This is a genomic window from Phreatobacter sp. (assembly GCF_030691135.1).
Lineage (GTDB): Bacteria > Pseudomonadota > Alphaproteobacteria > Rhizobiales > Phreatobacteraceae > Phreatobacter.
Genome location: NZ_JAUYFA010000048.1, coordinates 1 through 10,300, shown reverse-complemented (window position 1 = coordinate 10,300; position 10,300 = coordinate 1). Strand labels below are relative to the sequence as shown.

At 68.1% G+C, this 10,300-nt stretch carries 10 protein-coding genes and 1 tRNA gene; 8 read left to right on the top strand and 3 right to left on the bottom strand.

Annotated elements, in window-relative coordinates; genetic code table 11:
• The 5 genes from Q8O26_RS08095 to lpdA all read left to right on the top strand — a co-directional run.
• Positions 1-1,104, top strand: a 1,104-nt coding sequence (locus tag Q8O26_RS08095; protein ID WP_305574996.1) for a pyruvate dehydrogenase complex E1 component subunit beta, incomplete at its 5' end; no start/stop codon positions are given.
• A gap of 13 nt (positions 1,105-1,117) precedes the next feature.
• Positions 1,118-1,411, top strand: a complete 294-nt coding sequence (locus Q8O26_RS08090; protein ID WP_305574995.1) for a DUF5076 domain-containing protein — start codon at positions 1,118-1,120, stop codon at positions 1,409-1,411.
• Between the two features lie 23 nt (positions 1,412-1,434).
• The gene (locus Q8O26_RS08085) at positions 1,435-2,763 is read left to right on the top strand and encodes a pyruvate dehydrogenase complex dihydrolipoamide acetyltransferase (protein WP_305574994.1); all 1,329 of its coding nucleotides are present in this window, start codon (positions 1,435-1,437) and stop codon (positions 2,761-2,763) included.
• Between the two features lie 12 nt (positions 2,764-2,775).
• A complete protein-coding gene (locus Q8O26_RS08080) occupies positions 2,776-3,267 on the top strand; it encodes a hypothetical protein (RefSeq protein ID WP_305574993.1) in 492 nt (163 codons plus the stop codon).
• A gap of 26 nt (positions 3,268-3,293) precedes the next feature.
• Complete coding sequence (gene lpdA / locus Q8O26_RS08075) at positions 3,294-4,733, top strand: dihydrolipoyl dehydrogenase (RefSeq protein WP_305574992.1); 1,440 nt, start codon at positions 3,294-3,296, stop codon at positions 4,731-4,733.
• Between the two features lie 444 nt (positions 4,734-5,177).
• On the opposite strand, the gene Q8O26_RS08070 is transcribed toward lpdA, so the two are convergent.
• Complete coding sequence (locus Q8O26_RS08070; protein WP_305574991.1) at positions 5,178-5,849, bottom strand: L,D-transpeptidase; 672 nt, start codon at positions 5,847-5,849, stop codon at positions 5,178-5,180.
• A 267-nt stretch (positions 5,850-6,116) separates the two neighbouring features.
• Complete coding sequence (gene rimO / locus Q8O26_RS08065; protein ID WP_305574990.1) at positions 6,117-7,469, bottom strand: 30S ribosomal protein S12 methylthiotransferase RimO; 1,353 nt, start codon at positions 7,467-7,469, stop codon at positions 6,117-6,119.
• Positions 7,470-7,745: 276 nt separating this feature from the next.
• Between rimO and Q8O26_RS08060 the strand changes: the two genes are divergently transcribed.
• Complete coding sequence (locus Q8O26_RS08060) at positions 7,746-8,048, top strand: hypothetical protein (RefSeq protein ID WP_305574989.1); 303 nt, start codon at positions 7,746-7,748, stop codon at positions 8,046-8,048.
• Between the two features lie 179 nt (positions 8,049-8,227).
• Positions 8,228-8,317 (top strand) — tRNA-Ser (locus Q8O26_RS08055).
• Positions 8,318-8,419: 102 nt separating this feature from the next.
• Here Q8O26_RS08055 and Q8O26_RS08050 read toward each other — a convergent pair.
• Positions 8,420-8,830: a hypothetical protein gene (locus Q8O26_RS08050; protein ID WP_305574988.1), complete on the bottom strand. Its 411-nt coding sequence runs from the start codon at positions 8,828-8,830 to the stop codon at positions 8,420-8,422.
• 312 nt (positions 8,831-9,142) lie between these two features.
• On the opposite strand from Q8O26_RS08050, the gene Q8O26_RS08045 reads away from it, so the two are divergent.
• On the top strand, positions 9,143-10,300 hold a 1,158-nt coding region (locus tag Q8O26_RS08045; RefSeq protein WP_305574987.1), incomplete at its 3' end, for a septal ring lytic transglycosylase RlpA family protein.

Sequence of the window (10,300 nt, the reverse complement as noted above, 5' to 3'; positions counted from 1 at the left end):
CCGGCGCCGGCCGCCAAGGTGCAACCGGCCGCCGAGGCCGCCCCGCCGGCCGCCCCTGCCGTCATCGCCGCCGCGCCGCAGGCCAGCGTCGCCGCCGACCCGGACGTTCCCGCCGGCACCGAGATGGTCACCATGACGGTGCGCGAGGCCCTGCGCGACGCCATGGCCGAGGAGATGCGCCAGGACGAGGCCGTCTTCGTCATGGGCGAGGAAGTCGCCGAGTACCAGGGCGCCTACAAAATCACGCAGGGGCTGCTGCAGGAATTCGGCGCCCGCCGCGTCATCGACACGCCGATCACAGAGCACGGGTTCGCCGGCATCGGCGTCGGCGCAGCCTTCACGGGCCTGAAACCCATCGTCGAGTTCATGACCTTCAACTTCGCCATGCAGGCGATCGACCAGATCATCAATTCGGCGGCCAAGACCCTCTATATGTCCGGCGGCCAGATGGGCTGCCCCATCGTCTTCCGCGGCCCCAATGGCGCCGCCGCCCGCGTCGCAGCCCAGCACAGCCAGGACTATTCGGCCTGGTACTCGCATATTCCCGGCCTCAAGGTCGTCGCGCCCTATACGGCCGCCGACGCCAAGGGCCTCCTGAAGGCCGCCATCCGCGATCCCAACCCGGTCATCTTCCTCGAGAACGAGATCCTCTACGGCCAGAGCTTCGAGGTGCCGAAGCTCGATGATTTCGTGCTGCCCATCGGCAAGGCGCGCATCCACCGGCCGGGCCGGGACGTGACGATCGTCGCCTGGTCCATCGGCATGACCTATGCCACCAAGGCGGCCGCGGAGCTGGAGAAGCTCGGCATCGACGCCGAGGTCATCGACCTGCGCTCGCTGCGCCCGCTCGATACCGAGACCATCATCGCCTCGGTGATGAAGACCGGCCGCATCGTCACGGTGGAGGAGGGCTGGCAACAGTCCGGCGTCGGCGCCGAGATCTCGGCCCGGGTGGTGGAGCGCGCCTTCGACTATCTCGACGCGCCGCCCGCCCGCGTCTCCGGCAAGGACGTGCCCATGCCCTATGCCGCCAATCTCGAAAAGCTCGCGCTGCCCTCGGTCGCCGACGTGATCGAGGCCGTCAAGGCCGTGACCTACAAGTGAGGCAGAGGCGGCGATGACGCTCCCCTTCGACGCCCTCGCGATTCCCCCTGCCGCCCTCGAACAGGGCGGCGTCGAGATCGTACGCGCTGCCATCGTCGACGGGGGCCTGCACATCTCGGTGCGCCGTGCCTTCGACGACGCCCAGGCCTGGGGGATGGTGCTCGCCGACATCGCCCGGCACGTCGCCCGCATCCACGCCATGGAGACCGGCGCCTCCGAGGACCTGACCCTCGACCGCATCCGCAACATGCTGGACGCCGAACTCGACAGCCCGACCGATCCGGGCACCACAACCGCCATCAGCTAACGGCCCCGTCCGGAGCACCGACCATGCCCATCGACATCCTGATGCCCGCGCTGTCCCCGACCATGGAGAAGGGGAACCTCGCGAAGTGGCTGAAGAAGGAAGGCGACACCATCAAGGCCGGTGACGTTATCGCCGAGATCGAGACCGACAAGGCGACCATGGAGGTCGAGGCGGTGGATGAGGGCATCCTCGCGAAGATCCTTGTGCCGGAGGGCTCGCAGGACGTGCCGGTGAACCAGCTCATCGCCGTCATCGCCGCCGACGGCGAGGACGTGAAGGCCGCAGCCGGCGGGGCAGGGGCCAAACCCGTTCCGGCCGCCGCTCCGGCTCCCGCTGCCGCTTCGGCAAAGACTCTGGCCCCTGCTGCGGTCCTGCCGCTGGCGCCGGCCAGCATCGCCGCGGCCGCTTCCGGCATCCGCCTCTTCGCCTCGCCGCTGGCGAAGCGCATCGCCGGCCTCGAGGGCATCGATCTGTCGAAGGTAGCCGGCACCGGTCCGCACGGCCGCATCGTCGAGCGTGACGTCAAGGCCGCCGCCGCCGGTGGTACGGCCAAGGCGGCGCCGGCTCCCGCTGCCGCCCCTGCAGCGGCGGCGAAGCCTGTCGCGGTCTCCGGCCCCTCCGACGAGCAGGTCAAGAAGCTCTTCGCGCCGGGCTCCTACGAGGAGATCCCGCACGACAACATGCGCAAGGTGATCGCCCGCCGCCTGACGGAAGCGAAGACGACGATCCCGCATTTCTACCTGACGATCGACTGCGAACTCGACGCCCTGCTGGCGCTGCGCGAGCAGATCAACAAGGCGGCCCCCGTTCGCGACGGCAAGCCGGCCTACAAGCTCTCGGTCAACGACCTCGTCATCAAGGCGCTGGCCCTGTCGCTGCGCGCCGTGCCGGATGCCAATGTCACCTGGACCGACGGCGCCATGCTCAAGCACCAGCACGCCGATATCGGCGTCGCCGTCTCGATCCCCGGCGGCCTCATCACGCCGGTCATCCGCGATGCCTGCCACAAGCCGGTCTCGGTCATCTCCAACGAGATGAAGGACCTGGCGGCCCGGGCCCGCAACCGCAAGCTGAAGCCGGAGGAGTACCAGGGCGGCTCGTCCGCCGTGTCCAACCTCGGCATGTTCGGCATCAAGGACTTCGCCGCCGTCATCAACCCGCCGCATGCGACGATCCTCGCCGTTGGCGCCGGCGAGAAGCGCGTCGTGGTGAAGAACGACGCACCGGCGGTGGCCACCGTCATGAGCGTGACGCTCTCCACCGACCACCGCGCCGTGGACGGGGCGCTCGGCGCCGAGCTGATGGCGGCCTTCCGCGGCTATATCGAGAACCCGATCGGCATGCTGGTCTGAGGAGGAAGCGCGATGCGCGGCGCGTCGCGACTGACCTATGTGTCGATCGTGGTCGCCGTGCTCGCCATGGCCTCGTCCTTCTTCCAGAGCTACAATTATTCGCGCAATCTCGACGTCGTGCAGCGCAACGTCATCCGCGCCGAATATCTGCGCACCTGCCGCGACATCATCGACGCCTATTTCCAGATCAAGATGCGGACCTATGCCATGCATGAGGCTGTGACCGCTCCGGGCCGTGGTTCCGAACCAGCCGATGCTCTGGCCCAGCGCGAACTGGAGGCGGGCGTGTTCCGCTTCGGCGCGCTCGGCACCTTCCTCGCCAACTTCCGCGACGACGCCATCCGCGAACGCTACACGCAGCTGTCCTGGAAGCTGCTGGCGATTGCCCGCGACACCCACCGACAGCCCCGCCAGGCCTTCGACAAGGCCTATGGCGAGGCCGACACCCTGTTTGGAGAGATGAACGAGGACTGCGCCCGGACGGCGCGCCTGTCGTTCCTGTGACCGAGAGCCCACGAAAGGCGTCATCCATGTCCACCTACGACATCATCGTCATCGGCGGCGGCCCCGGCGGCTATGTCGCGGCCATCCGCGCCGCCCAGCTCGGCCTGAAGACGGCCGTCGTCGAACGCGAGCATCTCGGCGGCATCTGCCTCAACTGGGGCTGCATCCCGACCAAGGCGCTGCTGCGCTCAGCCGAGATCTACCACTACGCCACCCATGCCAAGGACTACGGCCTGACGCTGAACGGCACGATGAACGTCGACATGGCGGCGGTGGTGAAGCGCTCGCGCGGCGTCTCCGCCCAGCTCAACGGCGGCATCGGCTTCCTGATGAAGAAGAACAAGATCGACGTCATCTGGGGCGAGGCGAAGATCGCCAGGGCCGGGCAGGTGGTCGTCGCGGCGACCGCCAAGCCCGCCGTGCAGCCGCAGGTGCCCCCGCCGAAGGGAACGCTGGGGGCAGGAACCTATCAGGCGAAGCACATCATCGTCGCCACCGGGGCGCGGCCGCGCGTCCTGCCGGGCATCGAGCCCGACGGCAAGCTGATCTGGACCTATTTCGAGGCCATGAAGCCGGAGGCCATGCCCAAGAGCCTCATCGTCATGGGCTCGGGCGCAATCGGCATCGAATTCGCCTCCTTCTACCGCACGATGGGCGCCGAGGTGACGGTGGTCGAGGTCCTGCCGCAGATCATGCCGGTGGAGGATGCCGAAATCTCGGCCCATGCCCGCAAGCGCTTCGAGAAGCAGGGCATGACGATCCTCACATCGACCAAGGTGACCAAGGTCGAGAAGGGCGCCAATTCCGTCACGGCGACCGTCGAGGACGAGAAGGGCGCCAACCGGACCATCACCGCCGAGCGGATGATCTCCGCCGTCGGCGTGGTCGGCAATGTCGAAGGTCTTGGCCTCGAGGCGCTCGGCGTCGCCATGGACCGCGGCACGGTGAAGACGGATGGCCACGGCCGCACCAATGTGCCCGGCATCTACGCGATCGGCGATGTGGCGGGGCCGCCGATGCTGGCCCACAAGGCCGAGCACGAGGGCGTCATCTGCGTCGAGACGATCAAGGGGCTCCACACCCACGCCATGGACAAGGCGATGATCCCCGGCTGCACCTATTGCCATCCGCAGGTGGCCTCCGTCGGCCTCACCGAGGCCAAGGCGAAGGAAGCCGGCTACAGCCTGAAGGTCGGCCGCTTCCCCTTCATGGGCAACGGCAAGGCCATTGCGCTGGGCGAACCCGAGGGTCTGGTGAAGACCATCTTCGATGCCAAGACCGGCAAGCTCATCGGCGCCCACATGATCGGCGCCGAAGTGACCGAGCTGATCCAAGGCTTCGTCGTCGCCATGAACTGCGAGACGACGGAAGAGGAATTGATTCACACCGTCTTCCCGCATCCGACCCTGTCGGAAATGATGCACGAGAGCGTCCTCGACGCCTATGGACGTGTCGTCCACACCTGATCAATGATCGTGATGGGAAATTGATCCGCACGGATTATTATCTCATCAGCACGCCTGATGAATGGCCACGCCGCATTTCGGAGCGGGGACAACCCGGCGCCGTCCCGGCCCGGCAGCGATTTTTTTGACGCGGTGAAGCCGCGTCTTTGCTGGATTGGCGCCGGGTCCGGCGTCCTACGGCGCATTTTTTCGGCCGCGACTTATCCTCGAAAGCCGGGCAGGCCCTATCCTGCAGCGGCTCTGAAGGGAGGAGCCGCCATGGCCGGGATCATCATCGGGATCGTCTGCGCCCTTCTGGCGCTCGCCGCGCTTGCCGCTTCGCCGGCGGCGGTCGTCGGGATGCTGCGGGGCGCCGGCGAACCCGGCGGTGCGCTCACGCAAAAAGGCCGGCGCGAGGCCGGCCTTCGGGTCGTCGATGGGGCAGCTGTCCGGGCCGTCGCAGCCTCAGCTGGTGACGCTCTGGCCCGACGGCAGGACGATGGCCGTGGAACCCACCGGCACGCGACCGAAAAGGTCGATGATGTCCTGGTTGAGGAAGCGGATGCAGCCCGAGGAGACCTGCGTCCCGATCGTCCAGGGCTCCGTCGTGCCGTGCAGGCGGTACAGCGTGTCGCGGTTGCCGCGGTAGAGGTAGAGGGCGCGGGGGCCGAGCGGATTGTCGGCGCCGCCCGGCATGCCGGCGGCGACGGGGCCGTAGCGCTCGGGCTCGCGGCGGATCATGTCGCGGGTGGGGGTCCAGCGCGGCCAGGCGGCCTTGCGGCCGATCGAGGCGATGCCGGTGAGGTTGAAGCCCTCTTCCTTGCCGACGCCGACGCCGTAGCGCATGGCGCGGCTGCCCTCGAGGACGAGATAGGCATAGCGCGCGTCCGGATCGACGACGATCGTGCCGGGATTTTCGCGGCCGCGATAGGCCACCTCACGCCGCCACCAGCGCTCGTCGACCTTCGACAGGTCGATGGCGGGAACCGGATGCGGCTCGCCCTGCACCTCGGCATACATGGCGACGTAATAGGGGTCGAAGCGCGGCGTCTCGAGCACCAGCTCCTCGCGGCGGGTGGTGCAGGCGCCCAGGATGAAAGGGGCACCCAGAACAAAGAAACGTCGGTCGATCGTCATCATAAGCCTCAGAACCAGACGCTGCGTCGAAGGTTCCCGCCCCGCGCGGGAAATGCATGTCGCATCGTCTTCGTGAACAATGGGCGGCTCGTAACACCGCAGGCGGGCGCCAAACATGACGAAACCGTGAGGCCGGGCGAAAGGCGCGGCGACTGTTGCCGCACTGCACCACCCGGCCGCGACGGCACCCACGCCTCACGCAAACCACGGAGATATCATGCCCAGAAAAGGGTTAATCCTTGGCAAAAGCGCCGTCCCGCCGGACGATCACAAGCTCGCGAAGAGGTCGTATTCGCTGGCCCGGTCGATCTTCACCGTGACGAGTTCACCCACGGCGAGCTTGCGCTTCGTGTGGATGAAGACCGAGCCGTCGATCTCCGGAGCGTCGCCCTTCGAACGCGCCTTGACGACCGTCGGCCCGACCTCGTCGATCAGCACCTGCTGACGCGTGCCGACCTTCCTGCGGATCCGCCGCGCGGAAATCTCGGCCTGCTTCTTCATGAAGCGGTGCCAGCGGCGCTCCATCACCTCGGGCGGCACATGGCCTTCGAGGCTGTTGGAGGTGGCGCCGGCCACCGGCTCGTATTTGAAGCAGCCGACCCGGTCGAGGCCGACCTCGTCGAGCCAGTCGAGCAGGAACTCGAACTCCTCTTCGGTCTCGCCGGGAAAGCCGACGATGAAGGTGGAGCGGATGGTCAGGTCCGGGCAGATCTCGCGCCAGCGGCGGATGCGCTCCGCAGTCTTTTCCTGATGTGCCGGGCGCTTCATGCGCCTGAGAACGTCGGGATGGGCGTGCTGGAAGGGAATGTCGATATAGGGGAGAATCTTGCCCTCGGCCATCAGCGGGATGACCTCGTCGACATGCGGGTAGGGGTAGACATATTGCATGCGCACCCAGACGCCGAGCTCGCCGAGCGCCTGCGACAGGTCGAGGAACTTCGTCCGCCAGGTGCGGTCGCGCCACTGGCTCTCGGCATATTTCACGTCGATGCCGTAGGCGGAGGTGTCCTGGCTGACGACCAGCAGCTCCTTGACGCCGGCGGCCACCAGCTTCTCCGCCTCGCGCATCACCTCGCCGAGCGGGCGCGAGACGAGATCGCCGCGCAGCTTCGGGATGATGCAGAAGGTGCAGCGGTTGTTGCAGCCCTCGGAAATCTTCAGATAGGCGTAGTGGCGCGGCGTCAGCTTGATGCCCTGCGGCGGCACCAGGTCGAGGAAGGGATCGTGCTTCGGCGGCGCCGCCTGATGGACGGCCGTCATCACGCTCTCATACTGCTGCGGGCCGGTGATGGCGAGCACCGAGGGGTGGGCGGCGCGGATCTGCTCGGGCTCGGCGCCCATGCAGCCGGTGACGATGACGCGGCCGTTCTCCTTCAGCGCGTCGCCGATGGCGGCGAGGCTTTCCGCCTTGGCCGAATCGAGGAAGCCGCAGGTGTTGACGACGACGAGATCGGCGCCCTGATGGCTGCGCGACAGCTCGTAGCCCTCGGCCCGGAGCCGCGTGATGATGCGTTCGGAATCGACGAGCGCCTTGGGGCAGCCGAGCGACACGAAGGAGATCTTCGGCGCGGCGCGGTCACTCGGCGGAACGGTCGGGGGCAGGGCGGTGCTGGCGGTCATCGGGTCTCGTCGCGGCGGCAAGGCTGGGCAATAGGCGAAAGCGCGTGTTTGGACAAGCAAGGCCTCGGGCGCCGCCGCGCGACAGGGCGATCATGCCGGACGATCGGGCAGGGGGATGGAGCGGCGAAGACCCGGCCTGCCGCGTCCAAAAGCTGCGAATTGCCACGAAAACGGTAAGAGCCTCCTGCCGATGAACCCATTCCGTGCCTTGTGGTTCATCGCGCGTTCAACTGAACCGGGGCAGTTTCGGTGACGTGTAGTCCACGGAGGTTTCACATGGATCGTCGCACTTTCTTCCTCTCCCTCGCGGGCGGCGCGGTTGTCGCCGGCGCCTTCGGTTCGACCGCCGCCACGGCGGCTCCCGCCACCTCGACTGCCGCCGTCCCGGCTGCCGCTGCGCCGCTGGAAATGCAGTGGGGCGGCTACGGCTACGGCTATGGACGCCCGCGCCGCCGGCATTTCCGGCACTATCGCCCTTATCGTCCCTACCGTCCCTACGGTTTCTATGGCCAGCGCCCCTTCCGTCCGGTGCGCCGCTGCTGGATCAATCGCTGGGGTGAGCGCGTCTGCCGCTTCTGATCAGGCCCCTGGCGCTGCGAGACCAGCTCCGTCGCCCATCAGGGCGGCGGGGTTTTCGTTTGCGGGGTTGGGGCTGAGAATTGTCGCGCCGGTTCAGAGCCGGCGGCTGCCGGTGACCGCCGCCGCGTTGACGCCGCGGCCTCGCTGGCCCTAGACAGCAGGACCGGCGGCGACGCCCCGGAGAGGTGGCCGAGTGGTTTAAGGCAGCGGTCTTGAAAACCGCCGTGGGTGCAAGCCCACCGTGAGTTCGAATCTCACCCTCTCCGCCAGTTTCCGGGTACCTGTCTCGAAGCTTGGCACGGTCCGTTTCGATCCCGGCTTCATCGCCTCCCGACAGGAGAGCCGCTCTGCAGCGGTGGACGGGCGAGGGCTCAGTTGAACCGCAAGCCGGTGAACGTCCAGACCATTGCCGCCGAAACCGTCAGGCCGACCACCACGATAAAGGCCAGAACCCGCGTGCCTGACCTGTCCGGCAATGGCCATGACAGCAAGGCCGCCGACAAAGCCGCAAGGCCGAGAAGGGGCCAGGCAAAGCCCTCTGCGGCGCTGAGCAGCGCACGAAAGCTGCCGGCCAGCGCCGTCGATTCCTCGCCCGGATAGGGCAGCCCGAGGCCGATCGCGTAGAGAACCTCGCGCAGGTGCGGCAGCGCGGCGAGCATCATGGCCGCCAGAGCCAGCACGGCGCGCAGACGCCGGGCGCGCAACAGCCAGATCAGCACCGCCATTGCGGGCAGCAGCACCCAGGGCAGGGTGAAGGCGAGGAGGGCCATGATGCCGAACATGCGACCTGTCCTGGTCGGTGGGGTCAGGGCAGGTCCGAGGATAACGGACCGGCAACGCCCTGCCATCTGCGCATGGTCCGGCCCGGATCGGCAAGCCCGCGTCGAGGTCTGGCGACGGGAGAGCCGGCGTCCAGTCGTCAGGCTCGCCCGTCCCCGCTTAATCCCGCCTCAACCATCTCCGGGCCACATGATGGCCTGCGCCACGAATTCGTCTCAATTTCCCCGACACTGGAACCTCACGCCAACGTCAGGTATGACAGCCGGCGAAATGCGGGCGAAGACTCCCGCGGCATGCGGCATGGAGCAACCGGCTTGACCCATACAGCGACGAGCGAGGGATCGCGCCAGATCGCCGTTCCTTCGGCGACCCGCGCGAGGCTTCTCGCCTGTTCGGCACTTTGCGGCATCGGCCTCTTTCTCGGTGGCTGCAACAGCCAGACCGCGTCCACGGGCGGCGCCCCGGCAGTCGACCGTTTCAATGCCCGCTATGGCGTCAGCTCCAGCCCCCGTGTCGTCGAAGAGGGTCGTCCCGTGCCGCGCGGCGGCGGTTCCTATCGCGTCGGCAGGCCTTACACGGTCGCCGGGCGTCGCTACACGCCCTTCGAGAAGCGCGAAGGCCATACGGAGACAGGGATCGCCTCGTGGTACGGGCGCCAGTTCCACGGCCGCCTGACCGCCAACGGCGAAGTCTACAACATGCACATGCTGTCGGCCGCCCACCGCACCATGCCGATGCCGAGCTATGCCCGCGTCACCAACATGTCCAACGGCCATTCGCTGATCGTGCGCGTCAACGACCGCGGGCCGTTCCACGGCAACCGCGTGATCGACCTGTCGCAGCGCGCGTCCAACATGCTGAACTTCCGCGGCCAGGGTCTCGCCCGGGTCAGGGTGGACTATATCGGCCGCGCTTCGGTCGAGGGCTCCGACGACCGCATCCTGCTCGCCACCTTGCGCACGGACGGCCGGCCGGCGCCGCGCCCGCAGCACGTCACCCCGACGATGATCGCCTCGACCACGCCGCAGGCGGCGCCCGATCCGGCGCCGCGGACACAGGCCCCGGCGGTTCAGGTTCAGGCCTCCCAGGTTCAGGCAGTACCGGTCCAGGTCGCCGCCGCCCAGGCTCCGGCCTTCGGCCTGTTCCGGCAGGAGACGCCGGTGCAGGCCGCGCAGAACCCGGACCTGCGCCAGCCCGATCCCTCGACCGCAGCGGCGCCCATCATCCAGGCTGGGTCGATGCCGCAGGCGACGTCGCCGCAGCCTGCCGCCGCGCCGGTGACCATGGCGGCGGTGCCGCTGCCGGTGGCGAGGCCCGCCCTGCGTGATGCCGCCCCCGCGGCCACCACCGTCGTCGCCCGCGCCAGTGGTCCGGCCCAGGTCGCCTCGGCATCCAGCGTGACGGTCGTCGCGGCCCCGGCGCCGCAGGCCGCCGTCCCCCAGACAGCGCCGATCCTCGCCGCCGCCGTGTCG

Coding starts and splice junctions, on each gene's coding strand:
- lpdA (WP_305574992.1), top strand. CDS start 3,294: ATGTCCACCTACGACATCATCGTCATCGGCGGCGGCCCCGGCGGCTAT.
- Q8O26_RS08080 (WP_305574993.1), top strand. CDS start 2,776: ATGCGCGGCGCGTCGCGACTGACCTATGTGTCGATCGTGGTCGCCGTG.
- Q8O26_RS08060 (WP_305574989.1), top strand. CDS start 7,746: ATGGATCGTCGCACTTTCTTCCTCTCCCTCGCGGGCGGCGCGGTTGTC.
- Q8O26_RS08050 (WP_305574988.1), bottom strand. CDS start 8,830: ATGTTCGGCATCATGGCCCTCCTCGCCTTCACCCTGCCCTGGGTGCTG.
- rimO (WP_305574990.1), bottom strand. CDS start 7,469: ATGACCGCCAGCACCGCCCTGCCCCCGACCGTTCCGCCGAGTGACCGC.
- Q8O26_RS08090 (WP_305574995.1), top strand. CDS start 1,118: ATGACGCTCCCCTTCGACGCCCTCGCGATTCCCCCTGCCGCCCTCGAA.
- Q8O26_RS08085 (WP_305574994.1), top strand. CDS start 1,435: ATGCCCATCGACATCCTGATGCCCGCGCTGTCCCCGACCATGGAGAAG.
- Q8O26_RS08070 (WP_305574991.1), bottom strand. CDS start 5,849: ATGACGATCGACCGACGTTTCTTTGTTCTGGGTGCCCCTTTCATCCTG.